Genomic DNA, 26,214 nt, shown 5'->3' on the forward strand with positions numbered 1-26,214 from the left:
CCCCTCATCCACGCTCATCCCCGCGAACGGAAACCCGGCCCATGCCAGAGGCGACACCTATCGTCTACGTGGTCGACGACGACATCTCGGTGCGCGAGTCGCTGGAGCTGCTGATCCGCTCCGCCGGCTGGCAGCCGGTGCTGTTCGATGCCGCCACGGCCTTTCTCGGCGCGCCGCCGAGCCACGCGCCCTGCTGCCTGGTGCTGGACGTCAACCTGCCGGACCTCAACGGCCTCGACCTGCAGCGCAGCGTGGCGGGCGCACGCCCGGCGATGCCGATCATCTTCATCACCGGTTATGGCGACGTACCGCTTACCGTGCGCGCGATGAAGGCCGGCGCGGTGGAATTCCTCACCAAGCCGTTCGACAGCGACACGCTGCTGCAAGCCATCGCCGACGCCCTGGAGCACAGCCGCGCCGCGCTCGGCCAGCAGTCCCGACTGGACTCGCTGCGCCAGGCCTACGCCCTGCTCACCAGCCGCGAGCGCGAAGTGCTGGAGATGGTCGTGGCCGGCCGCCTGAACAAGCAGGTGGCGGCCGACCTGGGGATCAGCGAGATCACCGTGAAGGCACACCGTGGCCGGGTCATGCGCAAGATGCAGGCGCGCACCCTGCCGGACCTGGTGAACATGGCGGCGCTGCTCGCCATCACGCCGGCCGCGGGCCGCTAGTTTCGACTCCGGCGGTATCGCCCAAGGTCCGGCGCAGTTCGTCCAGCTGACGAACGTCCAGCGTGTCCAGGCCCTCTTCGAGCTGGCAGCTGTGCAGCAGCTCCAGCGCTGCAGCCGTCTCTCCCTGCCTGGCCCGCAAGCGCGCCAGGTCCAGGCTCGAACGCAGCACCCAGGCGCGAGCGCCCTGCCCGCGCGCCAGGGCCAGCGAATCCTGCAGCACATGCGCCACCGCCTGATCCCCTTCTTCTCCCAGCGCCCCGATGATCTGCGCCTCGATGCGCATCAGCTCCGGCAAGGCATAGGCATCACCGCTGCTGCGGCAGTGCGCGATGCAGCGCCGCGCCACACCTGATGCGCGGCGGTATTCGCCGGCGAGCACCAGGCCCTCGGCCAGGGCGATCTCGAAGGAGGTGGTCAGCAACTCGTAGCGCATGCCATGCAGGCGCGTGAGGCTTTCCTCCAGCTGGCGCACGGCGTCGCCGGGTTGCTCACGGCGAATGGCGATGGCCGCGCGCAGCCCCGCCGTCGCTGCCTGGTACGGCGCAAAGGCGTTGGCCTCGGCGATCCGGCTGAAGGTCGCCAGGCTACGCTCGGCCTTGTCCAGCTCACCGGTCCAGATGTGGATGCACAGCGTCCACACCAGGGCGATGCAGTGGGTCGCAGGGTGGTTGAGTTCCGCCGCCTCGGCTTCCACCTGCTCCGCCCAGCGCCGCGACTGGTCGGCGCAGCCGAGCAGCCACAGCGTGCGGGCCAGGGCCAGGCCGGTACGGTTGTGGTGGTCGAAGCCATAGTGCAGCGTGCGGCTGCGCTCCGAGGGCAGGCTGTTGCGCAGGGACTTTTCCAGCTCCTCGCGCGCTCGCTGCTGGTCGCCCAGCAGGTGGTGGGAAATGCCCGCCAGCGAGGCGGCTACCGCCACCGCTTCCGGCTCGCCGAGGGTATCGCCGACCAGCACCGCGCGCTCCGCCCAGGCCAGCGACGAGGCGAAGTCGCCGATGCGCTCGTAGAATATCTGCAGGCGCCCCAGCACCCGCAGTTCGGCCCAGTGATCGCCCAGCGCCACGGCGATTTCCAGCGCGCGCAACAGGGCCTTGCCGGCGGCCTCGCTGTTGCCGCGGGTGAACATCAGCACCAGCCCGAGGGCGGCCTGCAGTTCCATTTCCGTGGGCGTGCCGAAGTAGCCCAGCTCCAGCAGTTCGGTGGCCCGCGCACACCAGGTGCGGCACTCCACCTGCAGCGAATAGTGCAGGAACAGCGGTGCGCTGGCCGCCGCCAGCGGCAGCGCCAGGCCGGGGTCGCCCTGCGGGCCGAAGCTCCACTCCAGTGCGCTGCGCACGTTGCCCAGCTGACTGGCCAGGCGCGCGCAGCCCTCGTAGATCACTTCCGGCATGCTGCCCAGCTGCTCCAGCAACCACAGGTAATAGGCGGCGTGACGGAAGGCCAGTGCGTGCGCGTCCTCGAAGCCGTGAGAGGCCGCCTTTTCACGGGCGAAGGCGCGGGTCATCTCCAGCAGCCTATAGGCCGTGGCAGCTTCGCTGCGGTCCACCGCCACCAGGCCCTTGGCGGTCAGCTCATCGAGGAGGGCGGCGGCTTCCAGCGCGTCGATCCGAGCGTCGGCGACGACCTGCGCGGCCGCCTCCTGGGAGAACGGCCCGACGAAGATCGAAAGGCGGTCGAACACCAGTCGCTCGTATTCGGACAGCAGGCCGTAGCTCCAGTCCAGCATGGCGCGCAGCGTCTGGTGGCGTGGCTGCGCCGTGCGCCGACCGGACCAGCTGAGGGAGAAACGCTCGCCCAGCAGCCCGTGGGTGGCCTTCACCCCATGGATCGCCACACGCACGGCCGCCAGTTCGATGGGCAGGGCCATGCCGCCCAGGCGCCGGCACATGTCGGCGATCAGGCCAGGGTCGCCGTCCTGCCATTGCAATGAGGCATTGGCGGCCCTGGCGCGCTCGACGAACAGCCGTACAGCAGGGAACTCCAGCAGGGTTTCGACCGGCACAGCGTGCGGGTCTTCGGGGAAGTCCAGCGGGCCCAGCCAGTGCGCCTCCTCGTCCCGCGCGCGCAGCGGCTCGCGGCTGGTGGCCAGCAGGCCGACGCCGGGCGCAGCATCGCGGATGCGCTCGGCCAGTGCGGACACCGCGTCCACCACGTGTTCGCAGTTGTCGACGATCAGCAGCAGGTCCTGGCTCTTGAGGTGTGCCAGCAGCACCGCCAGCGGGTCCTCGGCCTGCACCGGCACGCCCACCGAGGCGGCCAGGGCCGAGGCCACCAGCTGCTCGTCCTCCACCTGGGCCAGGTCGATGAAGCGCACGGCCTGCCGGCGCTCGGCGAGCAGGCGATGGCCGACCTCGTTGGCCAGGCTGGTCTTGCCGACCCCGCCAGTGCCGACGATGGTGAACAGCCGTGGCTCACGCAGGCGCTGCAGGATCATCTGCACATCGGCCTCGCGGCCGATCAGCCGGACCCGCGGCGGCAGGCTGCCGACGCCTTCGCCCATGCTCACCGCTGGCAGCGTTGCCGGGGCGGCTTCGCTGCCGTGGTTCACCGGCGCGACGAAGGCATAGCCGACGCCGACCTGGGTAGCGATGTAGCGCGCACCGTCCTCGCCGTCGCCCAGGGTGCGGCGCAGGCCGGTCATGTGGAAGCGCAGGCTGCCCTCTTCCACCACCATGTCGGGCCACACGCGCTTGAGCAGCTCGCGCTTGGAGAGCACGCGGCCGGGCTTCTCCAGCAGGGCGAGGAGCAGGTCGAAGGCGCGTCCGCCGATATCCATCGGCTGTGCATCGCGGGTAAGCAGGCGCTTGCCGGGGACGACCCGGAACGGGCCGAATTCGATAGGCGCTTTCAGTGAGGAGGACGGATCGTCCGCTGCGGACTCCACGGGGCGTTTCTTCCGACAGGGGGAGTGGGCGCGAGACTGGCCCGCAAGTCCTAGCAGGATAGGAGTTTCGAGCGCGCGATCAAGCCTTTCCCGCGTGCTTTCATGCGGGCTGTCACGCTAAAAGGCTCAGGCTGACCGCCATGTTGCCGCGCAACGCTTTCGAGTAGGGGCAACTGAGCTGTGCGGCATCCACCAGCCGCTGTGCCAGCTCGGGGTCCAGGCCCGGCAGGTGGATCGCCAGGCGTGCGCGCAGGAAGAAGCCGTGCTCGCCGTGCATGAGTTCCACCTCGGCATCCACCGATGTGTCCGCCGGGAACTCCAGCTTGCGCGCATTCGCGGCATGGCGCAGGGCGCCGATGAAACAGGCCGACCAGCCGGCGGCGAACAACTGCTCGGGGTTGCTGCCCTGCCCCGGGGCGCCCGGCGGGGTCAGCCGGACCTGCAACCGACCATCATCACTGCGTGCTTCACCATCACGGCCGCCACGGGTATGGACGCGGGCGGTGTAGAGAACCTTCTCGATCGACTGCATCGGGACTTCCTGAAACCTGGATTCAGTGGGCGGCGACGGTGCGCCTGCGTCGCGCCGGCTTCCTGATCGCGCGCAGGGCGGGTACCTCGACCCGTGCTGCGCTGCGTTTGGCGCTCAGCTCCTGCCGGGCCAGTTCCAGCAGCCACGCGCGGAAGGGAACGGCCGGGTCGTAGCGACCGCGCTGGCGGTCGACCTGGCGCAAGGTGGCGCGCAGCAGGTCGCCCATCTCCTGCTGACCAATGCGGCCGGCCTGCGCCTGGCCTTCGAAGAAGGCGATGAGCAACGGCAACACGGCCAGGTACAACTGGCGCGATGCGGCCTCGTCGGGCTCGCCGGAGCCGAGGATCAGCGCGCCGAATTCCGCGTTGCTGCGCCGCCCGGCCAGATTCATGCAGCCATCGTGCTGGGTCATGGAGGCCTCCCTGATTAGCCAATGACACCCGGCTGCCAGCGTCGCAGGGCCGGCGCAATCGGGCGAGTTATCTGCTGTTAGCTGTTGTTAGCTGGCCGATTTTTCGCCGTGTACACAGCAGAAACCCGAGCCAGGCCCGGGTTTCCGTGTGGTTGACGCTGGGGCGGATGGCGCTCAGAGCGGCGACGGTTCCCCGCTGAACGCCTCGACCGCCTGCACCAGTCCCTGGGCGGCCAGCATCACCAGTTCGCGGCCCTTCTCCGGTGTGGCCAGGCCCGGATCGGAACCCATGCGGCCGTCCGGGTGACGTGCGCGGAAGTCCGCCGCTTCGCGGATCGGGCCCCAGTTGGCGATCGGCGGCGAGTACTCGGCCGACTTGATGTGCTGCGGATAGGCCCACTGGGTGACGGCGATCTCCGAAGGCGTGGCGTGGATGCCATGGCCCTTGGGGAACTGCCGGTTGGCCAGTTCGCCGACGCCTTCCAGGTCCCACCAGTTGCACAGCTTCAGGGCGAACCCGGCCGGGCGGCGGGCGAAGCTGGCCTGGGCATAGAGTTCGGAGAAGGCCGCCTCGATGGAGGCGACGTTACCGCCGTGGCCGTTGAGGAAGAGGATCTTCTCGAAGCCGTGGGCGGCCAGGGAATTCACCCAGTCGCAGATGGCCGCGATGAAGGTCGAAGGACGCAACGTGATGGTGCCGGGGAAGCCCAGGTGATGCTGCGCCATGCCGATGTTGAAGGTCGGCGCGATGAGGATGTCCGCCGACTTCTGTGCTTCGTGGGCAATGATTTCCGGGCACATCCAGTCGGTCCCCAGCAGGCCGATGGGGCCGTGCTGCTCGTTGGAGCCGATGGGGATGACGATGGTCCGGCTGCGGCCAAGGAACTGCTCGATTTCGGACCAGGTGCAAAGTGGGAGGAGCATGGAAGACCTCGCGATTCGACGGGTTCGCCTGCGGGATGAGCGTGCGGCGCACGTTCAGGCTGTGGGGCTCCCCGGAACGCTGGCCGGGCTGCCCTGGCCGGGAATGACACCACGCCGGCCGCGGGGCGGACATTGCACCATGGTGTCTATCGGGGGGCGGCGCACCCGGTTGACGACGGACGTTGTCCGCCGTTCGCGGGCAAGCTCGCTCCTACAACTCCCGGCGGGCGTAGGAGCAGACTTTGTCCGCGATCGATCGGCCCAATCCTGGCCTCCCATGAAGCACAAGTATCCGCATTTACAAGGCTTTCGGCCGGATCGAATACAACCCCGCCAGCAGGATCAGCAACGCGCCGATGACGGTCCAGAGAGTCGGCGTCTCGCCGAACACGACCAGACCGATCAGCGTGGCGAAAGCCAGCAGCGAGTAGTTGAACGGCTGCAGCGTCGAGGCCTGGGCGTACTTCAGCGCCTGGATCAGCAGCAGCTGGGCGATCACCCCGGAGACGGCGACGATCGACATCAGCAGCGCTTCGTGGGGCGTCGGCGTGACCCACGCGGGAAGCCCGGCCGAGGTGGCCGCCACGGCGCCGACCACGGCCATGTACAGGGTAGTGGTGGCAAAGGAGTCGGTCTGGCTGATACGCCGCGAGAGGATGTTGAAGAAGGCGAAGGTCAGGGCCGCCGCGAGCGGGATCAGCGCCGCGGGCTCGAACACGCCCATGCCGGGGCGCAGGATCAGCAGCGTACCGCCGAACCCCACGGCCGCCGCCAGCCATTGCCGGCCGACCATCCGCTCGCCGAGGAACAGCCGCGCCAGGCCCAGCGTCATCAGCGGGAACACCGCGTAGAGCGCGTGGGTCTCGGCCAGCCCGAGATAGCGCAGGGCCAGGCCGAAGATGGCGATCTCGGCGACGCCCAGGAGTGAGCGAACCACCTGCTGCCAGCGGCTGGCACTGCGGCTGGCGGCGCGAACGCCGCCCCGGGAGCGGCAGACGATGAGCGCGAACAGCACGAAGACCCAGTAGCGCACCATCACCAGTTCGGCCACCGGCAGGTGCCGGACCAGCACCTTGGTGATGCCGTCCTGGCAGGCGAAGATGAGCATCGACAGCAGGCACAGGGCGATGCCCAGGCGCGGATTGTTGGCAGCGGCCAGCGTGGCGGCCGGGGTCTTGCTGGTCATGGGAGAAGGCTCTTGGCGGTGGCGGCCTCGCGGCGGGCGCCTGCAGCGCTTGTGCCGGAGCGGCCGGGGCGCGGTCAAGCCACAGGGCGCTGGCAAGCACGCCGATGTCGCCTGCAAGCTGCCGGTACTTCAATCCGGCGCGGCTTCCCACTACAGTCTGGCGACCCGCTCAAGGCGACAACGGTGATCCATGGACAGGTTTCAGGAAATGACAGTGCTGCTGGCCGTGGCCGAAGCCGGCAGCTTTGCCGCTGGTGCGAAGCAACTGGGTCTGTCCCCACCCAGCGTGACCCGCGCCATCGCCGCACTGGAGCAGCGCCTGGGTACCCTGCTGCTGGCCCGCAGCACCCGCAGCGTGCGCCTGACCGAAGCCGGCCAGCGCTACGTCGAGGACTGCCGGCGCATCCTGCAGGAGTTGCAGGATGCCGAGGAACTGGCCGCCGGCAGCGCCCTGCGCCCGCGCGGCAACCTGACGGTGACCGCCCCGGTGCTGTTCGGCGAGCTGTACCTGACCCCGCTGATCGCCAGCTACCTGGACGCCCACGCCGAAGTGACGGTCAACGCGCTGCTGGTGGATCGCGTGGTGAACATGCTCGACGAGGGCATCGACGTCGCCGTGCGCATCGGCCAGTTGCCCGAGGGCAGCCTGACGGCGCTGAAGGTCGGCGAAATCCGCCCGGTGGTCTGCGCGTCCCCCGCCTTCCTCGACCGCCACGGCCGCCCGCAGCACCCGAACGACCTGCTCGACGCCCCGGTGGTGATCGCCGCCACCAGCGTCCTGCTCACCGACTGGCAGTTCGATACCGCGCAGGGCCCGCTGACCCTGCGCCCGCCGTCGCGCTTCGTGGTCAGCTCGAACAACGCCGCCATCCACGCCGCGCGCCTTGGCGGTGGCTTCACTCGGGTGCTGTCCTACCAGGCCGCCGAGGCCGTGGCGCGGGGCGACCTGGAAATCGTCCTCGCCGGATTCGCCACGGCGCCGCTGCCGATCCACCTGCTCTACCAGGAGGGCCCGCGACTGCCGGCAAAGGTCCGCAGCTTCGTCACCCATTGCGCGGAACGCCTGCGCGCCGACCCGGCCCTGCAAGCCGCCAGGCCGTGAGCCGCTACCGGGAAATGCAGGCGTTCGACGCCGTGGCGCGCTCCGGCAGCCTGGCTGCGGGCGCACGGCAGCTGGAGCTGTCCACTGCCACCGTGATGCGCCTGATCGCCACGCTGGAATCACGCCTGCACTGCGAGCTGCTGCTGCGCGGCCCGCGCGGAATCGAGCTGAGCGCCAGTGGTGAAGCCTTCGCCGCCAGCTGCCGGCAGATCCTGCAGGGAATCGACGAGGCGGAAGGCTCGCTCGACGGCCTGCAGGCGCACCCGGCCGGGCAACTGAACCTGTCGCTGCCGCTGCTGATGGCCGACCGCCTCTTCGCGCCCATCGCCCTGGACTACCTGGCGGCCTTTCCCGAGGTGCGCCTGGTCAGCCGCCACCGGGAGGACCTGCCGCGCCTGCTGGAGGACGGCATCGACGTGGCCCTGGTGATTGGGGCCCTGCCCGACTCCTCCGGCTTCGCCCTGCCGGTGGGCACAGTGCGGCCGGTGATCTGCGCATCGCCCGAGTACCTCGCGCGGCATGGCGTGCCGCAGGCGCCGGAAGACCTCAAGAAGCACCGCATCATCCTTGCAGGGAACCAGGGCGCGGTTGGCGAGTGGCGCTTCCGCCACCAGGGCGCGCCGCGCTCGGTGCGCCTGACGCCGCGGCTGACATGCAGCACCACCCAGGCGGCGATTCGCGCCGCCAGCCTGGGCCTCGGGCTGACCCGCTGCATGAGCCACGAGGCCCATGCCGAACTGAGCAGCGGGCGCCTGCAGGTGGTACTGCAGGATTACGCGGCACCGGGGCTGCCGGTTCAGTTGATCTACCGCGAAGGCCGCCGCGCGGCGGCGCGGGTGCGCACCTTCCTGGATTTCGTGGTGCCGCGCCTGCGGGCGCATCCGGCGTTGCGCGGGTAACGCACGGCGCTCTGGGCGGTTCGCGAGCAAGCTCGCTCCTACAAGGAATCGCCGGTGCTGGCCTGTAGGAGCGAGGGGGACGCCATCGTTATTGCTCGCGAACATCATCGTTGCAGCCTATCCGGCGACCTCCGACCGATTCTTCCGCATTCTGAAACGCTGGATTGCCCGTCCTGGTGATTCTGCGCGCCGGCCATCGGGCGCAGCATTCACCCATCAGCTCGAGTGCCCCGCCAAGGACCGACTCGCGCTGCCCACCCAATCCAGCCGACGGAGTCACTGTCATGTCCCACGCTCTCAAGCTCTACCACTTCCCCCTGTCCGGCCACGCGCACCGCGCCGAGCTGATGCTCTCGCTGCTGCAGCTGCCCGCCGAGCTGGTCTTCGTCGACCTCGCCAAGGGCGCGCACAAGCACCCGGACTTCCTCGCCCTGAACGCCTTCGGCCAGGTGCCGGTGCTGGATGACGATGGCGTCATCGTCAGCGATTCCAACGCCATCCTAGTCTACCTGGCGAAAAAATACGGCAACGGCCGCTGGCTCCCGGAAGACCCGCAGGGCGCCGCCCGCGTGCAGCGCTGGCTGTCGGTGGCTGCCGGGCAGGTCGCCTACGGCCCCGCCGCCGCGCGGCTGATCACCGTGTTCGGCGCCGCCTTCAACGCCGAGGAAGTCGCCACCCGCGCCCACACCCTGTTCCAGGTGATGGAGCGCGAGCTGGCCAAGTCGCCCTTCCTGGTCGGCAACGAGGCGACCATCGCCGACGTCGCCAACTACTCCTACATCTCCCACGCGCCGGAGGGCAACGTCTCGCTGCAGGACTACCCGAACCTGCGCGCCTGGCTGGCCCGCGTCGAAGCCCTGCCCGGTTTCGTGCCGATGCCGCGCACCGCCATCGGCCTGCAAGCCTGATGCACCCCGTGCTGCCGGGGCCACCCGGCAGCCACTTCGTCGCGAGGTGAGCGCCATGTTCCAGTTGCCCAAGCACCGTACCTCGCCCTGGCACGCCGGGGAGAAGGCCATCCAGGAACGCGTCGGCGTCGCCGAGCGCATGGAAGTCCATGGCCAGAAAGTCATCCGCGATTACATGCCCGACCAGCACCGCGAGTTCTACCACCAGCTGCCCTTCATCATCGCCGGCGCCGTGGATGACCGGGGCCGGCCCTGGGCGACCCTGCTCGAAGGCGCGGAAGGCTTCGTCACTTCGCCCGACCCGAAAAGCCTGCTGATCGACAGCCTGGCCGACAGCCAGGACCCTGCCGCCAGCGGCCTGCAGGCCGGCCAAGCGATCGGCCTGCTGGGCATCGAGCTGCACACCCGCCGGCGCAACCGCATGAACGGCGTCCTTCGCGAGGTCGACGGTGGCCGGCTGACAGTGGCCGTCGAGCACTCCTTCGGCAACTGCCCGCAGTACATCCAGAAGCGCGACTGGAGCCGCGACGAGCAGCGCTACAGCCAGCGCGCCCCACGCGAGGACTTCAGTGCGCTGAACGAGGAGCTGGCGACCATCGTCCGCAACGCCGACACCTTCTTCGTCGCCAGCTACGTGCAACACGAGGACGGCGAGCGCTCGGTGGACGTCTCCCATCGCGGCGGCCGCCCCGGCTTCGTCCGGGTCGACGGCAACCGCCTGACCATCCCCGACTATGCCGGCAACCTGCACTTCAACACCTTGGGCAACCTGCAGGCCAACCCGCAGGCGGGGTTGCTGTTCGTCGACTTCAGCAGCGGCGACGTGCTGCAGGTCCATGGCCGCAGCGAAATCCTCTTCGACAGCCCGCTGCTGGCCGCCTTCGAAGGCGCCGAACGCCTGTGGACCCTGGACGTGCAGCAGGTAGTACTGCGCCGCAGCGCCCTGGCGCTGCGCTGGAGCTTCCAGGAGTTCTCGCCCACCAGCCTGATGACCGGCACCTGGGCCGAGGCCGACGCCAGGCTGCGCGAACGTGAAAAGCGCCAGCAGTGGCAGGACTGGCAAGTGCTGCGCGTAGAGCAGGAAAGCGAGGACATCCGCTCGTTCTACCTGCAACCGCCAGCCGGCACCGCCGTGAGCTTCGCGCCGGGCCAGCACCTGCCCGTGCGCCTGACGGCTGGCGAACAGCCGCTGATCCGCACCTACAGCCTTTCCAGCGCGCCGTCGGACGGCCAGTTGCGCATCAGCGTGAAGGCCCAGGGCACGGCATCCCGCCACCTGCATGAGCAGGTGCGCGCGGGCGATCACCTGCAGGTCCGCGCGCCCATGGGCAGCTTTACCCTGAAGAGCGACAGTGTGCGGCCGGTGGTGCTGATCGGCGCAGGCGTGGGCATCACCCCGCTGCTGTCGATGCTGCGCGAGTTGCTGGTCGGGCCGTCGCGGCACGTGTACCTGTTCCAGTCCGCGCGGACGCTGGCCCAGCTGCCGTTCCAGCGGGAGATCACCGAACTGCGCCAGCGGGCACCGCTGTTACAGGTCCATCGTGCACTCAGCCGTCCCGAAGCAGAGGCATTACCGGGCCGTGACTTCGAACAGGCCGGCCGCCTGGATATCGAGGCGATCAAGGCGCGGCTGCCGCTGGACGATTACGACTTCTACGTTTGCGGCCCCGGCGAATTCACCCAGGCGATCTACGACGGCCTGCGCGGCCTGAGCATCGCCGACGCACGCATCCACGCCGAAACCTTCGGCCCCTCGACGCTCAAGCGCCGGGGCGATGGGCAGACGCCAACGCTGGTGCAGCCGCCTGCGGCCAGCGAACCGGTGCCGGTGTACTTCGCCGGCTCGGCCAAGGAGGCACGCTGGAAACCCGAGAGCGGCAGCCTGCTGGAACTCGCCGAGTCTCGCGGCCTGGCGCCGGACTTCAGCTGCCGCGGCGGCTCCTGCGGCACCTGCAGAACGAAGATCGTCAGCGGCCAGGTGCACTACCCCAACCCGCCGGCGGAACTGCCCGAGGCCGGCAGCGTGCTGATCTGCTGCGCCGTCCCGGCGCAGGACGACGGCGGCGTGCAACCGCTGGTGCTGGACCTCTAGGAGGCGAATCGATCATGAACGCACTGACTGCAATCGACAGCGCGAGCGAACGCTTCCCGCAGTGGGACGAGGCATTCCTTGAACCAGCCGAACCGGGTTTCTGCGGTCCGAACGAGGCGGAAGTGGGCTTCCTGCTGCCGCAGCTGATCTCGACGCCGGGCTGCCCTTCTCGTTCACGCACGATGGAACTCGGCGCGGCGTTCATGCGCTGGCTGAAAGGCCCCCTGTAGGAGCGAGCATTCCAACCAGACCCTGAAGTGAGCGCTAGCTTTGTTCGCGAGCAGCCAAAACGGCGGATAACGCTGGCGCGTTATGCGCCCTACGGAACCGCGAGACAACCCTCTCCCCCGCCCTGGCTACGCGCCCCGCTCCGAAGGGAGAGGGTTAGGGAGAGGGCAAGCCCACGCGCAGGATTTCATGCAGCTGCAGGCTCGCTTTACTCGTCCTCCCGCGCGGGAATCCACCACTCCTCGCCGCGCACCGTGCGGATGTACTCCGGCCAGCGGAAGCGGTGCGGAACCTTGAAGTCCTTGGGCAGCAACGGCGCCTGCCACTGTTCGCCGCCAATGCCGCCGCCGGTGCGCTCATTGAACTCGCGGGTCGCCTCGGCCAGCAGTCCGGCATCGGTGAACAGCTCGATCAGGGTGCTGCCGATGGTCTTGGCGGCCACGTCGATCATCGGGTCGATGGTCTCGCGGATGCCGCCCAGGGCGTTGGACACCCAGTCCGGGTAAGTGAAGCCGGCGGGCGCGCTGAGCATCGGCCGGGCCACGTAGAGGCGCACGGTCGGGCAGTGCCAGGTGTATTCGGGGTAGTCGTCGGAGGTCAGGTACTTCTGCCAGGCGGGCATCTGCAGGCGCATCTGCCGCTCGCATTCCTGCGGTTCGATCAGCGCCTGGGTGGCCGGCAGGAAGGGTTCGTCCATGGGCTCCAGGCCGAGGTTCAGCTGGATTTCCCGCGCCACCGCGATGGCCTGTTCACCCCAGCTCGGCGCGCCGATGGCAGCGAGGTTGTCGTAGCAGGCCTGGGCCAGCGCGTGGTTGGCCAGCCCGCCACGGGATTTGCAGACCCAGGTCTTCTTCCACTGGCAGCCGGTGGCCATGGCGGCGGCGGCGGCGTTGTTGTCCATCACCGTGGAGATGGTCTCGGCCTGCTCGATGGAGTCGCAGCGCAGCAGGTACTGGATCTGCGAGATGTGCGGCGGCAGGTTGTCGGCGGTGGCTTGCCCGGCGGTGAGGATGGCTTCGTTGAAGCTCCACAGCCCGGTGAATGGCAGGGTCGAGCGGCGCAGGCTCTCGTTCAGCGTGTAGAAGTGCACCAGCGCGTCGTTGGCGCCGGGGGCACGGGCAGCCAGGTGGTTCTGCGGGATCGGGCTGTAGCGGTCGGCGGCGATCCAGTTCTGCGGGTCTTCGCAGGTGAAGGTGTAGATGTACGAGTAGGCGATGCCGCAGTGGGTGTCCCAGGTGGTGGTGTTGTTCAGCGGCAGCATGTAGGTGGGGTGGAAGCTGACGGCGGCGGCGAGGTCGTCGTAGTAGCCCTTGGCAGCGTGCACGGGCTTGGAGGCACGCAGTTTTTCCGCCGGCTCGCCGAAGAATCTGATCGTGCCCTGGATGCCGAATTCCAGCATCGCCGCCTTCGCCGCCAGCACGCCGCCCAGGGCGCTAATGCCCAGCGCGGAGTGCGGGTCGGTGTGGCCCGGCGCGTACTTCGACAGACCTTCGCGCGGCATCGGCCGGGTTGCCGCCGCCTGGCAGTTGCCGGGCACCGCGTCGTATTCGGCGTAGGTGGCGAGGATTGGCCCTTCGCCATTGCTGAAAGTAGCGACGAAGGCGGTGGGCATGCCGCCACTGCCCTCTTCCACCGTGAAGCCTTCGTTGCGCAGCAGCTCCACATACCAGGCACAGGACTTGTACTCGCGGAACGCCGGCTCGGCGAAATGCCAGATCACCTGGTGCCAGTCGGACAGTTGCTGGCGGTGCTCGTCGATCCACTGCTGGACGTAGGCCTTGAATTTCGACATGGCGGCTTCCTCATCGTTGCCTGTTGTAGTTGTCGTGTGGCCTAGTATTGGTGAAGCGGAATTTGCAACAAGCGCAGGATTTCGCCACCCCATGTCCTGATAGTTTCACCAATTGAACAGTGATCGACCTATGCACTTTCCCTCGATGACCGCCCTGCGGGCGCTGGATGCCGTGGCGCGGCTGGGCAGCGTATCTGCCGCCGCGACGGAGCTGAACCTCACCCGCAGCGCGGTCAGCCACCGCATCGCCACACTGGAGGAACGCCTCGGCTTCGCCCTGACCGAGCGCACCGGGCGCGGCATTCGCCTGACCTATCGGGGGGAAAGGTATGCCCGCGACGTGCGGCGCATCCTCGCGGAGGTACAACTGGCCGGCAGCAGCTTCGACGAGCAGCAGGTCAGCGGCCCGCTTTGCGTGAGCTGCAATCCCGGCTTTGCCACCTACTGGCTGTGCCAGCACCTGGGCGACTTCCTCGCGCAGTACCCGCAGGTGCAACTGCACGTGGTGACGCCGCGGGTGCCGCAGGACACCAGCGCCAGCGATGCCGACCTGTTCATCGCCTACGGCAGCGGCGACTGGCCGAACCAGACGGTGGAGCAACTGGTGGCGCTGCACTTCTTCCCGGTCTGCAGCCCGCGCCTGATCCACTCCCGCGGCGGCCTGCAGCAGCCGGCGGACCTGGCCCACTACACGCTGCTGCACATGAATGATTTCGCCGACTGGCGCCTGTGGCTGGGCGCGGTGGGCGCCAGTGCCATCGATCATCGCTCCGGGGTGCTGTTCGCCGATGCGCCCTGCACCATCGCCGCGTGTATCGCCGCCCAGGGCGTGGCCATCGGCGACAACCTGCTCAGCGGCGACGCCCTCGCCCGCGGCCTGCTGGTGCGTCCGTTCGACATCACCATCCAGTCCAGCCGTGGTTACTTCCTGGTGACCGATCCGGTGAAGGCCGAACGTGCGGTGGTGAAGGCCTTCAGCCAATGGCTGAGGGCCCGGGTCGCCGCCACCACGCAGAGTGCCAGCGACCTCAGCCGCCCGCCCCTGGCGATTTCACCGGAGGCGGAGCTGGCACGCTGACGGTCAGGCGATACGGCGCAGCCCTTTGCGCGCCTTGGCGGAGCGGGTGTAGCGGAACAGGTCCTTGGGGTCGTTGTCCTCTTCCTCGCTCCATGGCACCAGGTCGATGCGCTCGCCCAGACCCAGGCGGCTGGCCTGCTCGTTCACGTAGCGCAGCACGGAATAGTCTTCGAGGGCAAAGCCGACCGAGTCGAAGATGGTCACCTGCTCGGCGCTGTCACGCCCGGCGAGCTGGCCGGTGAGCACTCGCCACAGGTCGTTCACCGGGAAGTCCGCCGGCATCTGCTGGATTTCTCCCTCGACGCGGGACTGCGGCTCGTACTCGACGAATACCTTGCCGGCGCGCAATACGTCGGCGTGCAGCTCGGTCTTGCCCGGGCAGTCGCCGCCCACGCCGTTGATGTGCATGCCCGGCTCGATCATTTCCGGGGTGAGGATGGTCGCGTAGGCCTTGTCGGCGGTCACCGTGGTGACGATGTCGGCGCCGCGCACGGCCTCGGCGGTGGAGCCAGCGCGGATGATCTTCAGGTTGGCGACGTCCGAGAGGTTTCGGATCAGCTTCTCGGTGGCCTGCGGGTCGATGTCGTAGACAGCGATTTCCTCGATGCCCAGGTGGTGATGGAAAGCCAGGGCCTGGAACTCGCTCTGCGCGCCATTGCCGATCAGCGCCATGCGTCGCGAATCCGGACGGGCCAGCGCGCGGGCGGCCATCAGCGAGGTGGCGCAGGTACGCAGTGCGGTGGCCACGGTCAGCTCGGACAGCAGTACCGGATAACCGGTCTCGACGTCAGCCAGCACGCCGAAGGCCATGACGGTGAACAGCCCGCGCTGGGTGTTCTGCGGGTGGCCATTGACGTACTTGAAGGCATAGCGGGCGGTGTCGGAAACCGGCATCAGTTCGATGACGCCGATCTCGGAGTGGTTGGCGACGCGGGCGGATTTGTCGAAGGACTCCCAGCGCACGAAGTCCTCGGCGATGGTGTCGGCGAGTTCGCCGATGAAGCGGGCGACACCGATCTGCTGGACCAGTTGGGACATCGTGGGGACGTCGACGAAGCGAGTCATGGTGGGACCTCCGATTGTTGTGATTGGACTTTTCTGTCGGTGTATTCGAACGGCACCGCCCCGCTCCAGCATGCCGCGAACAGCGGGCACAACAAGGTCGCAGAGGCCCTGGATCAGGTCTGCACTTGAGGAGAGGGGCCACAGGATTCTCCCACCGGCCCCGGAGAAAACCCGGCTGTAATGCAGGGCTTCGCCGGCCGATCCGGCTGTATTGGAGGGTCACGACAGCCGATTCGGCTGTGCTCGGAGCAGCCGCTGGCGGGGGGAGATCACCGGAAGAAAACGCAGGAGAAAAGCGAGCCCGCAGCGCTAGCTGGCGGACTCCTTGATGGTCGTCAGCTCAGGGTGGGCGACCAGCTTGTCGATGTGCAGGCTCTCATCGTTCAGCCAGGTTTCGGTGAGCGCGCGGTAGTGTTCCATGTCGCGGCAGCGCATGCGCACGCTGTAGTCGAAGGTGCCGCTGATCAGCTGGCAATGCAGCACTTCCGGGCAGGCCACCACCCGCGCTTCGAAGGCTTTCTGCGCGGTGCGGCCACTCTGGTTGGACAACGCGACCAGCACCAGCAGCGACAGGCCCGAGGCGATCCGCTGTTCGTCGATGACGGCGCCATAGCCACGGATGATGCCGTGCTTCTCCAGCTTGCGGACGCGCTCCTGGCACGGGCGCGGGGTGAGATGGACCAGCGCCGACAGCTTGCCGTAGGTGATACGCCCCTGGTGACGGAGGATGCGGATGATCTCCTCGTCGATGCGGTCCAGGGTGAAGGGCGTGGTGCTGTCCTGATCTTTCCTGCTCATGCTGTTTCGCGCTAGCTCATCGGAGTTGGCGGCGTCCCTGCACCGCCCGATCTTTATGGGGCACGCCCCGCCGTCTGTCAAAGCGCGCCGTGCCGTCTGCGACAGCACGGCGCACCCCTTCAGATTTCCCGCGCCAGCTCGCTGCCGTTACCGCGTCGGCTGAGCACCGCGAGGTACACCAGGCCGATGGCGATCCAGCCCGCGCCCAGCTCCTGCGCCTCACGACTCATGCTGAACAGCACGTAGGCGATGATCACCAGGCCAACCAGCGGGAACACCAGGTGGCGCAGCACCTGGCCGCTCTTCTGGCGGATGAAGTAATGGTTGATCACCGCCAGGTGCAGCAGGCAGAAGCCGGTCAGCGCGCCGAAGTTGACCAGCGAGGTGAGCACGTCGGGCGAGTCGAGGAAGTAGATGCCGATGCCCAGCGACAGCACGCCCACCAGGTACAGGCTGATGTGCGGGGTCTGGTACTTCGGGTGCACCTTGGCCAGCACCCGCGGCAGCTTGCCGTCGCGGGCCATGGAGTACAGCAGGCGCGACACGGCGGCCTGCGAGGTGATCGACACGGTCACGCCCCAGGCCAGCGCGGTGGACACTGCGGTCAGCGTGGACAGCCAGCTGCCGCCGGCCGCTTCGGCGATCTCGTAGAAGGCGGTGTCGGCCGACTTGAAGGTCATGCCGGCGGCCAGGTCAGTGGCCAGCCAGGTCTGCACGATGAAGATGGCGCCCATGACGAACAGCGCGATCAGCGAGGCGCGGCCGATCTGCTTGGCCGGGTCGCCCTTCACTTCTTCGGCGAGGGTGGAAATCGCGTCGAAACCGAGGAACGACAGCACCGCGATGGACACCGCCTTCATCACCAGGCCGAGGTTGAAGTGCTCGGGCTGCAGCAGCGGTTCCAGGGTCAGCCGGCCATTGCCCAGGCCGCCTTCCAGCGCGTGGTAACCCACCGCCAGGAAGATCGCCAGCACCGCGAGTTCGGCGATCAGGAACAGCAGGTTGAAGCGTGCCGCCAGGGTGATGCCGCGCAGGTTGATGAGCGTGGCGGACACCAGGAAGATCAGCATGAACACCAGCTTGGGGATCGCCGGGAACAGGTGGTTCAGTGCCAGCGCGCTGAACACGTAGAGCAGCGGCGGGATCAGCAGGTAGTCCAGCAGCAGCACCCAGCCGGCGATGAAGCCGACGTTGGGGTGGATGCCGCGCTGGGCGTAGGAGTACACCGAGCCGGCGATGGGAAACGCGCGGGACATCGCGCCATAGCTCAGCGCGGTGAACAGCATCGCCACCATGCCCACCAGGTAGGCCATGGGCACCATGCCGTGGGCGTCGGCATGCACCCAACCGTACACGCCGAAGGGGGCGATCGGGATCATGAAGATCATCCCGTAGATCACCAGGTCGCCGAGCGTCAGGCTGCGGCGGAGTTGTTGCTTGTATCCGAACTGTTCGATAGCCACGGGGCACTTCCTCTGGGAACGGCAGCATTCAGGGTTCGGCGCTCATGCGCTGAATTGTTGTTGTTTTCAGAACCTGCCCGGCCATTCGAACGCGGCCAGCAGGGCTGGGGTCCTCAGAGCCAGGGAGCCAGGCGTGTCGCCCAGGCTTCCACCCCTTGCGGGGTCCGCAGTCCGTCATTGCGGATTTCGATCAGCACGGCGTCCACGCCGCGTTCGTCGCCATGCACCGGGACGGTCATGTCCTCCAGCGGGTCGATCACATAGGGCTGGTTGGCGCCGATTTCTTCTCCACTCTCCCTCAGCCCGGCGACCATGCGCTGGGCATAGGCTTCGGCCTTCGCGAAGAGCACCCCGGCGACCCACGGACGCGGCTCGCCGCGATAGCTCGGGGTGAAGCTGTGCACACCGACCAACCGGGTTGGCCGGCCGGCCGCCAGGCGCTCGTCGAGCAGCGCGGTGAGTTGCCGGTGGAAGGGTTCGAACAGGCTCGCCACCCTCTCCTGCCGGGCCGCTGCGCTCAGGTTGCAGTTGCCGGGGATCGGGTAGATCTCGCTGTGCTCGGGAATCGCATCCGGCGCCGACAGCGGGCGGTTGAGATCGATCAGCAGGCGCGAGTAGTTGGCCACCAGCAGCGTGGCGTCCAGACGCGCCGACAGCTCGCGGGCCAGCTCCAGCGCGCCGATGTCCCAGGCGATGTGCTCGGCCGCCGCCGCATCGTCCAGGCCCAGCTGCGCCAGTTCCTCGGGGATGTAGCGGCTGGCGTGCTCGCAGACCAGCAGTACCGGGCTCTTGCCCTGCGGGTTGACGATCTCGAACGGCGGGCGCCGGTAGAGGCCGGATTCAGTAGAACTTTGCATAGGATTCACAGAGTTGTTCTTCGCTGAGTTCGCGGGTCAGCGCCAGTTCCTGGCGCTTCATGGCGGCGTAGGTCTGCAGCAGCGCGGGCGGCAGCTGGGCGCACAGTTCGCTGTCGGCGAGCAGCAGGCGCTGGGCCTCCTCCAGCGAAGCGGGCAGCGACCTGATGCCCAGTTCTTCGCGCTGGGCATCGCTGAGGCTGTGCGGGTCGACATCGGTCACCGCCGACAGCGGCAGCTCCTGCTGCATGCCCAGGCGCCCGGCGATCAGCACCGCGGCCATGGCCAGGTGCGGGCTGGCAGTGGCGTCCATGGGGCGGAATTCCAGGTTGAACTGGCGCGCCTTGGGCTTGCCTCCGATCTCCACCACCGGGCAGATGCGCAGCGCGGCTTCGCGGTTGCGCAGGCCCAGGCAGGCGTAGGCGGCACTCCAGTGGTGCGGCTTCAGCCGCAGGTAGGAGACCGCCGTCGGAGCAGTGAGCGCGCACAGCGCCGGCAGGTGACGCAGCACGCCAGCAGCCCAGTGCTCGGCGAGCTTCGACAGGTTGGTCGGCGCGGCCTCGTCGTAGAACACCGGGGTGCCGTCCAGGCGTTGCAGGCTCAGGTGCAGGTGTACGCCGTTGGTCACGGCGCCCGGTGCCAGCAGCGGCGTGAAGGTGCTGCGCCAGCCGAACTGGCGGGCGATCTCGCGGGTGACTTCGCGGACGTTCACCGCGCGGTCGGCAGCGGCAACGCCCTGGGTCGGCCGGCAGGTGACCTCGTACTGGTTGCGGCCGTATTCGGGCAGGAACATCTCCGGCTCGGCGCCGATCTGCTCCAGCGCACTCATCAGCCAGCCGCCGAAGTTGCCAGTCTGCCGCTGGGCCTGCAGGGAGAAGGCGGCAGCATGCTCCTCCGCCAGGCCCAGCAGGTTGAATTCGTGTTCGAAGGCGGCGGTGACTTGCAGATCGAGTTCCCGGTAACGGGCGATCTCTTCGCGCAGCAACGTGCGCGGGCACACCGGCCAGGGCGCGCCGGCGGTGGTCACCAGGTCGCCGTGCAGGTAATCCAGCGGCGCGGCCTGGGCGTCCGGGCCGTTTTCCAGACGCACGCGGCTGTTCGGGTCGGGCAGCAGGCGCAGGTCACCGTGGCTGCCCCAGGGGTTGTCGTCGGCGATGATGTCCTGGGGCGTCAGCGCGCTGTTGGCGGGCACCCAGCCACAGCCGGTGGCCAGTTGCTCGGCGACTTCGGATTCGGGAAGCGAGCGGCCACGGGTGATGCCGCAGAGATCGGTGGTGACGAAGCTGGTCAGGCGCATCGGGGCGGGATTGTTGTTGTTCTGACTCATGGCGTTCTCCCGGCCTCAGGCCAGCGCGGCGATGCGGGCCAGCACACTGTCGGTGTCGGCGATCCAGCAGTAGCCCTTGATCGCTTCCAGGCAGGCCTGGTGGCGTTCGGCGGTGTGGGTGGCGCAGGCGTCTTCCACCAGGGTGACGAGGTAGCCGCGGTCGGCGGCGTCGCGCACGGCCATGTCCACGCACTGGTCGGTGACCACGCCGCAGATGATCAGGTGGCGGGTATTCAGGTTGCGCAGCACATAGTCGATGGCAGTGGAGTTGAAGACGCCCGAGGAGGTCTTGGGCAGCACGATCTCGTTCTCCCGCGGTGCCAGGGCGTCGATCACCTGGGCGTCCGGGCTGCCCTTGGGCAGGTGCATGTCGGAGAGCTTGTGGTCCAGCGAGCGGTCGCGGCCATCGGCGGTGAGGCTCTCGATGATGGTGTGCAGCACCTCCCCGTCCACCTCGCGCATCGCCGCCAGCAGGCGCTGCTGGTTGGGGATCACGCTCGCTTCCACGCGGTCGTAGAAGTAGCGGTGGGTCACCGGGTCGACGTGGGCATCGCGGCCGGGGATGACCCAGGCGTTCTGCATGTCGACGAACAGGATGGCGGTCTGGCCGGGGGTGAACGGGAGATCACGGGGCGATTGGTGGGGCAAGCTGAACACGGTCATTCCTCGAGGATGTGGCTGCCGAAGGCAGCTCTCAGGTGGTCGATGCCTTCCAGGCGCTCGTCGAGCTGGCCGTCCATGCGCGCTACCAGGCTGGCGATCAGCGCCTCGACCTGGGCCATGGTCGGCACCAGGGTGTCGAAGGGCGATGGGGACTCCACCGGCGCGCTGATGATCAGGTCGGCGAACTCGCGCAGCGGCGAGTCGTAGATGTCGGTGAACAGCACCACGCGGGCACCACGGGTCTTGGCCGCGCGGGTCACGCCCAGCGCCTGGGCCTGGTAGCGGCGGTAGTCGAACACCACCACCAGGGTCTGGCGGTCGATGTCGCCCAGCTGGTCGGGCAGCGCGGCGCCGTCGTCCAGCAGCAGGCAACCGCCGCGCAGCATGCGCAGGTGCGCCACCAGATAACCGGCGAGGAAGCGGCTGAAGCGGCCGCCGTGGCAGAGCACGCGCAGCCTGGGGTCGAGCAGCCAGTCGCCGAGCAGGCGCACGTCGTCGGCCTGGGTCAGCGCCAGGGTGCGCTGGATGCCTTCGCTGGCGTCGCTCAGGTAGTTGGACCAGACGTCGTCGCGGCTCATGCCTTCGCGGCGCCCGGCGAGCAGGGTGCGCGGCGAGCGCAGGCGGTCGTCCACCTCGGCCATCAGCGCGTTCTGGAAGTCGCTGTAGCCGCTGAAGCCGAGTTTCTTCACCAGGCGCAGGATGCTCGGGTCGCTGACCCCGGCCTGGCGCGCGAGGCGCGACATCGGCCCGAGGCCGGCGCGCGGGTAGTCGTCGAGCAAGGCGCGCAGGACCTTGCGCTCGGCCTTGGTGAGTTCGACTTCCGGGGTATTCAGGCGATCTTTGAGTGTGAGCATGGAGGCGCCTCTTGTTATGGCGCCATTTGTATAATGCGCTTCAGAAACTTTCAATACGTATTTTTTGTAGCATTCACTACAAATCACCAGCACACTCCTCCGCTCCGCGACGCAGAGCCCTTGGAGGCTGTTGCCCAGGGAGGGAACCGGCTTGTCCTGTGCGCGTCGAACACCTCTCAACGCAACAAGGACCCGCCTCGATGAACGAACTGGAAAAAGCTGCCGCCGGGCTGCTCTACGACGCCAACCACGACCCGCAGGTACTGCGCCAGCGTGCCGAGGCCAAGGCGAAGCTCTTCGAGTACAACCACAGCCATCCGGATGACCGCGAGCGCCGCGAGGCAATTCTCCGGGGGCTGTTCGCGTGCATCGGCGAAGGCTTCGTGATCGAGGGCCCGCTGCATTGCGACTACGGCTTCAACATCGAGATCGGAGAGCGCTTCTACGCCAACGTCAACCTGGTGATCCTCGACGGCGCCAGGGTCACCATCGGCAATGACGTGTTCATCGCGCCGAACGTCGGTATCTACACGGCGGGCCACCCGCTGGACGCCGAGCGGCGCAACCGGGGATTGGAGTACGCGCACCCGGTGAGCATCGGCGACAACGTATGGATCGGCGCCGGGGTGAACATCCTCCCCGGCGTGAGCATCGGCGCGAACAGCGTGATCGGCGCCGGCGCCGTGGTGGTGCGTGACACCCCCGAAGGCGTGCTGGCGGCCGGGAACCCGGCGCGGGTGATCCGGCCGATCAGCGAGGCCGACCGCCAGCGCTACCGCTGAAGGCCGCGCCTGCTCAGGCGTCGTCGAGCCCCTCGACCCAACGCTCGGCCGCGTCATGGGATGCCTGGAAGGCTTCCTCATGGGATTCCCACGGGCCAACCACCACGTCCAGCGGCGACACGCCGGCCGGCATCTTCGCCAGCGACAGCAGCACCTCGCCGACCTTGCCCGGCGCGATGTAGCGCGGCGACATCAACACGGCGACGCCGCTGGAGGTCAGGTATTCACTGGGCGCCATGAACTCCGGCTCGACTGACTGCTGCATGCGGATCTCCCCCGGCCCGGAAGGCCTGCTCTGGATGGCGGCGGAGCGCGCGACATGCGACTCCCACTGTTTCCCAGACCCGGAGCGCAGAACGACAGTTCCGGCAACTGCCGCCCTCCTCGCCAGCAGCGGACAAACGGGCGTGGCAGCACGCAGGCTGCGACACAGCCTTCAGTCCGCCGTCCACACCGCCAGTTCGTAGCCGTCCGGGTCGATGAAATGGAAGCGTCGGCCGCCGGGGAAGGCGAAGGTCGCGCGGCTGATGGTGGCGCCGGCGGCCTCCAGGCGCGCCTGGGTCTGCGCCAGATCGTCGGCATAGAGGATCACCAGCGGACCGCCGGGGCGTACCGGCTCGCCGGTGGTGAAACCGCCGGTGAGACGACCGTCGCTGAACTCGGTATAGGTGGGCCCGTAATCGGTGAAGGTCCAGCCGAAGGCGCTGGCGTAGAAGGCCTTGCTGCGCGCGATGTCGCTGACGTTGAACTCGATGTTGTCGATCTGACGGTCGTTTCCGCGAATACCCATGGTCGCCTCCTGGCAAGTCGTGACGGGCCGATCCTACGGCAATTCCCCGGCGCCGGGCGGGCCGCGGCTCTCGGCCGCCGGGCTGTTGGCCATTTCCAGCAGATTGACGAATAATCGTCGCATCCCAGCCAGATTCGCCGCCATGCTCAACATCCCCCTCGCCAGCGTCGACCACGTCGACCGCGCCGTGCTCGCCATCGGCACCGACTACCCGCTCGGCACGCTGCTCAAGCCCCACGCGCACCGCCGGGCGCAGTTCCTCTATGGCATGAGCGGGCTGATGGAGGTGGAGACCGAGGACGGCGCCTGGGTGATCCCGCCCTACAGCGGCGTGTGGATTCCCGCCGGCAAGCAGCACCGGGTGCTGATGCGCGGCGTGAGCACGCGCAGCCTGTACATCGACCCGCAGGTGCCGGTGCGCGACACTTTGCTGTGTCAGGCGCTGACCGTCTCGCCGCTGCTGCATCACCTGCTGCTGGCCAGCGTCGAGGTACCGGCGCTGCACGACGAGGGCGGCCGCGACGGCGACCTGCTGCGTCTGCTGCTCCACGAACTGCGCCAGGCACCGAGCCTGCCGTTGTTCGCCCCGCTGCCGTCGCACCCGCGCCTGGTGGAGCTGTGCCGCGACTTCCTGCGCGCACCGGACATCGGCATCACCGCCGATCGCTGGGCCGCCGAGCTGCATTGCAGCACGCGCACCTTCAGCCGCCTGTTCCGCCAGCAGACCGGCCTGTCCTTCGGCGCCTGGCGCCAGCAGGCCTGCCTGCTCGCCGCCGTCACCCGCCTCGCGGCGGGCAACCCGGTCACCCGCGTGGCGCTGGAACTGGGCTACGACAGCCCGAGCGCCTTCTCCAGCATGTTCCGCCGCAGCCTGGGCGTGGCGCCCAGCAGCTACCAGGCGTCGGCGGACAGCGCCTAGCCGCTCCTGCGCAATCGGGCTGCCCCTTGCCGCCCGCCTCCCGGGGAACGGCGATGACCAGGAGCGTGTCCGGCCTCGATGCGCTCATGCAGTTCCCTGGCTCTCTGCTGCCGAATTGCGCGGGAAGGTAAAACTGCCTTCCGGCAAGGTCATCCAGGTCGCTGGCCCAGCGCGCGTGGAACAGGTGCAACGGGTAGAACCAGGCAAAAAAAACGGCCCGATACGGGCCGTTTTCTTATCCTCTACTCGCAGCTCACTTGCCCAGCACCTGGGTGACCGTCTCGGGGTAGTACGCGACCTTCAGGGTATGCGGCTGCCCCATCAGTTGGCCGTCGCCGTACCAGGTGATGTTGTCCTGGCGCAGGGTCATGCCGTCGCTGGTGTACTGGTATTCGCCGCCGTTGGAGGTGCTGAAGGCGAAGCGCTCGCTGTCCATCTGCTTCAGGTCGAAGCGGGTGCCGGGCGGGGGCATCATTTCCTTCACGCGTTTGAGGTAGGCCGGCGCCAGTTCGGAGAACAGCTCGCGGGTGCGCGCCTGGTACTGCGAATCGGTGAGGCCGGGAGTCTGCTGCAGCTTCTCGGCGATCAGGCCGAAGTACTCGGCGTCGGTGCGGGCCAGGGCCATGCGCACGGCCATGACTTCGCTCAGGCGAGCCTGGTCGACCTGCAGCTTGCCGTCGGCGCCTTTCTGCGGGGCGATGAACTCGTTGCCGTCGACCTGGATCAGCGGCGCGGTAGCCAGGTAGGCGGCGCAGGCGATCTGCTGGCCGGCGTGGTTGCCGTTGACCAGCAAGGCGGTGACACCGCCCTTCTCTTTCAGGCTGGTGGCGCTTTCGCCACTGGCGGCGACGAAGCGGTCGACTTCCGCCTGGGTCGATTCACCGCGGGCCAGGCCGCAGAGCTGCTGCATCACGGCGGGGTTGCGCTTGCCGTCCACCAGCGGGCTCATGCTGAACACGGCGTTGCGGATGATCGGCAGGGCCGGGTAGTCCAGCGTGCCCAGTTTCTGTTGGGTGGCAGCGGCGGCCCGGGGGGCGGTTGCCTGGTCGGAGCCTTTGCAGCCGGCCAGCAGGCAGACGGGAATCAGCATCGCGGTCAGCCATTTGCTTTGGGTGTTCATGGCGTGTTCCTCACTCTTGAGCTTGCGCCGCAACGGCGCTGGATTCGATGACGACCCGGCGATCGGCCGCCAGGCAGTTGATCAGTTGGGCGCGCGGCAGGTCCGGGCAATCGGCCACCGGCTCGGCAGCGCCAGCACCGCGTACCCGCATCGAGGCGGACGGCACGCCGGCGGCGGCGAGGTAGTCGCGCACCGCTTCGGCACGGCGGCGCGACAGATCGAGGTTGTAGGCCGGCGAGCCGAGACGGTCGGTGTGCCCGGTAATGCTGATGTGCGCCGGCTGCTGCGCCTTCAGCTGCCCGGCCAGGCGCGCCAGGCTGCTGCGGCCGGCGGGGCTGAGTTCGGCGCTGTTGAAGGCGAAGGTGGCATCGCCGCCGAGGGTGACGCGCTGTGCCGGAACGGGAGCCGGCGCCGTCACCGGGGACTGCTCCGGCGCGGGCCGGGCCTGATCCAGGCAATCGACCGGCGAGAACAGGAAGGTCTGGGCCTGCATGTCCTTGTCGAACAGCACCTTGTACTGGCAGACCAGGTCCTCGCGGCCGGCGCGACGGAAGCGCAGGACATAGTCCCACTCGTGCACACCGAACATCCCTTCATTGAAGTGCGGGGTGCCGAGCAGTTCGTAGAGCTGGTCCTTGCTCATGCCCGGCTGCACCTTGCCGAGGTTCTCCAGGTTCACGTAGCTGCCCTGCGGGCGGTAGGAATCGGCGATGGCCGGGAACTGCGGATCGGCGCTGTGGCCCTGGGCATCGACCACGCTGTGGCTGCCGCAGGCCGCCAGCAGCAGACCGCTGCAGGCCAGCGCCAGGGTGCACAGGTTGCGAATGGTGAAAGTGTTCATCTTGACCTCCTCTGCGCAGCCCGACCGGAGCCG

26 protein-coding genes are annotated in these 26,214 nt (G+C 68.2%); 9 read left to right on the top strand and 17 right to left on the bottom strand.

Annotated features, from left to right (window positions below; genetic code table 11):
- Positions 1-41: 41 nt before the first annotated feature.
- Positions 42-671, top strand: coding sequence for a response regulator transcription factor (locus tag J2T47_RS20200; protein WP_253450783.1), 630 nt, complete (start codon positions 42-44; stop codon positions 669-671).
- On the opposite strand, the gene J2T47_RS20205 is transcribed toward J2T47_RS20200, so the two are convergent.
- The 5 genes from J2T47_RS20205 to J2T47_RS20225 form a co-directional block, all read right to left on the bottom strand.
- Positions 649-3,552: an ATP-binding protein gene (locus tag J2T47_RS20205; protein WP_253450786.1), complete on the bottom strand. Its 2,904-nt coding sequence runs from the start codon at positions 3,550-3,552 to the stop codon at positions 649-651. The two genes, J2T47_RS20200 and J2T47_RS20205, sit on opposite strands and share 23 nt — an antisense overlap.
- A 112-nt stretch (positions 3,553-3,664) precedes the next feature.
- Positions 3,665-4,084 carry an organic hydroperoxide resistance protein gene (locus J2T47_RS20210; protein ID WP_253450789.1) on the bottom strand — a complete coding sequence of 140 codons (420 nt, stop codon included), beginning with the start codon at positions 4,082-4,084 and terminating at the stop codon, positions 3,665-3,667.
- Positions 4,085-4,106: 22 nt separating this feature from the next.
- A complete protein-coding gene (locus J2T47_RS20215) occupies positions 4,107-4,496 on the bottom strand; it encodes a hypothetical protein (protein ID WP_253450792.1) in 390 nt (129 codons plus the stop codon).
- A 174-nt stretch (positions 4,497-4,670) separates the two neighbouring features.
- Positions 4,671-5,420, bottom strand: a complete 750-nt coding sequence (locus tag J2T47_RS20220) for a creatininase family protein (RefSeq protein ID WP_253450795.1) — start codon at positions 5,418-5,420, stop codon at positions 4,671-4,673.
- A 298-nt stretch (positions 5,421-5,718) separates the two neighbouring features.
- Positions 5,719-6,606: a DMT family transporter gene (locus J2T47_RS20225; RefSeq protein WP_253450798.1), complete on the bottom strand. Its 888-nt coding sequence runs from the start codon at positions 6,604-6,606 to the stop codon at positions 5,719-5,721.
- A gap of 190 nt (positions 6,607-6,796) precedes the next feature.
- On the opposite strand from J2T47_RS20225, the gene J2T47_RS20230 reads away from it, so the two are divergent.
- From J2T47_RS20230 to J2T47_RS20250, 5 genes are all read left to right on the top strand, one after another.
- Positions 6,797-7,708 carry a LysR family transcriptional regulator gene (locus J2T47_RS20230; RefSeq protein WP_253450802.1) on the top strand — a complete coding sequence of 304 codons (912 nt, stop codon included), beginning with the start codon at positions 6,797-6,799 and terminating at the stop codon, positions 7,706-7,708.
- A complete protein-coding gene (locus tag J2T47_RS20235; protein ID WP_253450806.1) occupies positions 7,705-8,607 on the top strand; it encodes a LysR family transcriptional regulator in 903 nt (300 codons plus the stop codon). The genes J2T47_RS20230 and J2T47_RS20235 overlap by 4 nt, the downstream gene beginning before the upstream one ends.
- A gap of 284 nt (positions 8,608-8,891) precedes the next feature.
- Positions 8,892-9,515, top strand: coding sequence for a glutathione S-transferase family protein (locus tag J2T47_RS20240; RefSeq protein ID WP_253450808.1), 624 nt, complete (start codon positions 8,892-8,894; stop codon positions 9,513-9,515).
- A 55-nt stretch (positions 9,516-9,570) separates the two neighbouring features.
- Entirely contained in the window at positions 9,571-11,607 is a 2,037-nt protein-coding gene (locus tag J2T47_RS20245; RefSeq protein WP_253450811.1) for a pyridoxamine 5'-phosphate oxidase family protein, read from the top strand.
- A 14-nt stretch (positions 11,608-11,621) separates the two neighbouring features.
- Complete coding sequence (locus J2T47_RS20250) at positions 11,622-11,837, top strand: hypothetical protein (protein WP_253450814.1); 216 nt, start codon at positions 11,622-11,624, stop codon at positions 11,835-11,837.
- A gap of 206 nt (positions 11,838-12,043) precedes the next feature.
- Here the strand turns inward: J2T47_RS20250 and J2T47_RS20255 are convergent, their stop codons facing one another.
- Complete coding sequence (locus J2T47_RS20255) at positions 12,044-13,627, bottom strand: amidohydrolase (RefSeq protein WP_253450817.1); 1,584 nt, start codon at positions 13,625-13,627, stop codon at positions 12,044-12,046.
- A gap of 130 nt (positions 13,628-13,757) precedes the next feature.
- On the opposite strand from J2T47_RS20255, the gene J2T47_RS20260 reads away from it, so the two are divergent.
- The gene (locus J2T47_RS20260; RefSeq protein ID WP_253450820.1) at positions 13,758-14,705 is read left to right on the top strand and encodes a LysR substrate-binding domain-containing protein; all 948 of its coding nucleotides are present in this window, start codon (positions 13,758-13,760) and stop codon (positions 14,703-14,705) included.
- A 3-nt stretch (positions 14,706-14,708) separates the two neighbouring features.
- Here the strand turns inward: J2T47_RS20260 and J2T47_RS20265 are convergent, their stop codons facing one another.
- The 7 genes from J2T47_RS20265 to J2T47_RS20295 all read right to left on the bottom strand — a co-directional run bounded on the left by J2T47_RS20265 (position 14,709) and on the right by J2T47_RS20295 (position 21,729).
- Positions 14,709-15,770 carry an ornithine cyclodeaminase gene (locus J2T47_RS20265; protein WP_253450823.1) on the bottom strand — a complete coding sequence of 354 codons (1,062 nt, stop codon included), beginning with the start codon at positions 15,768-15,770 and terminating at the stop codon, positions 14,709-14,711.
- Between the two features lie 309 nt (positions 15,771-16,079).
- Positions 16,080-16,568, bottom strand: a complete 489-nt coding sequence (locus J2T47_RS20270; protein WP_253450826.1) for an Lrp/AsnC family transcriptional regulator — start codon at positions 16,566-16,568, stop codon at positions 16,080-16,082.
- Between the two features lie 119 nt (positions 16,569-16,687).
- A complete protein-coding gene (locus J2T47_RS20275; protein WP_192382689.1) occupies positions 16,688-18,031 on the bottom strand; it encodes an APC family permease in 1,344 nt (447 codons plus the stop codon).
- Between the two features lie 113 nt (positions 18,032-18,144).
- A complete protein-coding gene (locus J2T47_RS20280; RefSeq protein WP_253450830.1) occupies positions 18,145-18,888 on the bottom strand; it encodes an N-formylglutamate amidohydrolase in 744 nt (247 codons plus the stop codon).
- Positions 18,872-20,212: a glutamine synthetase family protein gene (locus J2T47_RS20285; protein WP_253450833.1), complete on the bottom strand. Its 1,341-nt coding sequence runs from the start codon at positions 20,210-20,212 to the stop codon at positions 18,872-18,874. The genes J2T47_RS20280 and J2T47_RS20285 overlap by 17 nt, the downstream gene beginning before the upstream one ends.
- A gap of 15 nt (positions 20,213-20,227) precedes the next feature.
- On the bottom strand, positions 20,228-20,869 hold the full coding sequence (locus J2T47_RS20290; RefSeq protein ID WP_253450837.1) for an isochorismatase family cysteine hydrolase: 642 nt from the start codon (positions 20,867-20,869) through the stop codon (positions 20,228-20,230).
- Between the two features lie 2 nt (positions 20,870-20,871).
- A complete protein-coding gene (locus tag J2T47_RS20295; RefSeq protein WP_253450840.1) occupies positions 20,872-21,729 on the bottom strand; it encodes a MurR/RpiR family transcriptional regulator in 858 nt (285 codons plus the stop codon).
- Between the two features lie 200 nt (positions 21,730-21,929).
- Between J2T47_RS20295 and J2T47_RS20300 the strand changes: the two genes are divergently transcribed.
- Positions 21,930-22,511, top strand: coding sequence for a sugar O-acetyltransferase (locus tag J2T47_RS20300; protein WP_253450843.1), 582 nt, complete (start codon positions 21,930-21,932; stop codon positions 22,509-22,511).
- A gap of 13 nt (positions 22,512-22,524) precedes the next feature.
- On the opposite strand, the gene J2T47_RS20305 is transcribed toward J2T47_RS20300, so the two are convergent.
- Both J2T47_RS20305 and J2T47_RS20310 read right to left on the bottom strand, forming a co-directional pair.
- The gene (locus J2T47_RS20305) at positions 22,525-22,776 is read right to left on the bottom strand and encodes a hypothetical protein (RefSeq protein WP_253450846.1); all 252 of its coding nucleotides are present in this window, start codon (positions 22,774-22,776) and stop codon (positions 22,525-22,527) included.
- Positions 22,777-22,947: 171 nt separating this feature from the next.
- The gene (locus J2T47_RS20310; RefSeq protein ID WP_253450849.1) at positions 22,948-23,301 is read right to left on the bottom strand and encodes a VOC family protein; all 354 of its coding nucleotides are present in this window, start codon (positions 23,299-23,301) and stop codon (positions 22,948-22,950) included.
- A 142-nt stretch (positions 23,302-23,443) separates the two neighbouring features.
- Between J2T47_RS20310 and J2T47_RS20315 the strand changes: the two genes are divergently transcribed.
- The gene (locus J2T47_RS20315; protein ID WP_253450851.1) at positions 23,444-24,220 is read left to right on the top strand and encodes an AraC family transcriptional regulator; all 777 of its coding nucleotides are present in this window, start codon (positions 23,444-23,446) and stop codon (positions 24,218-24,220) included.
- Between the two features lie 253 nt (positions 24,221-24,473).
- Here J2T47_RS20315 and J2T47_RS20320 read toward each other — a convergent pair whose 3' ends face one another.
- Both J2T47_RS20320 and J2T47_RS20325 read right to left on the bottom strand, forming a co-directional pair.
- Positions 24,474-25,340 (bottom strand): hypothetical protein, encoded by an 867-nt coding sequence (locus tag J2T47_RS20320; protein ID WP_253450854.1) that lies wholly within the window; start codon positions 25,338-25,340, stop codon positions 24,474-24,476.
- 10 nt (positions 25,341-25,350) lie between these two features.
- Complete coding sequence (locus J2T47_RS20325) at positions 25,351-26,181, bottom strand: OmpA family protein (RefSeq protein ID WP_253450857.1); 831 nt, start codon at positions 26,179-26,181, stop codon at positions 25,351-25,353.
- Positions 26,182-26,214 lie beyond the last annotated feature (33 nt).

Source organism: Pseudomonas nitroreducens, from assembly GCF_024170165.1.
GTDB lineage: Bacteria > Pseudomonadota > Gammaproteobacteria > Pseudomonadales > Pseudomonadaceae > Pseudomonas > Pseudomonas nitroreducens_C.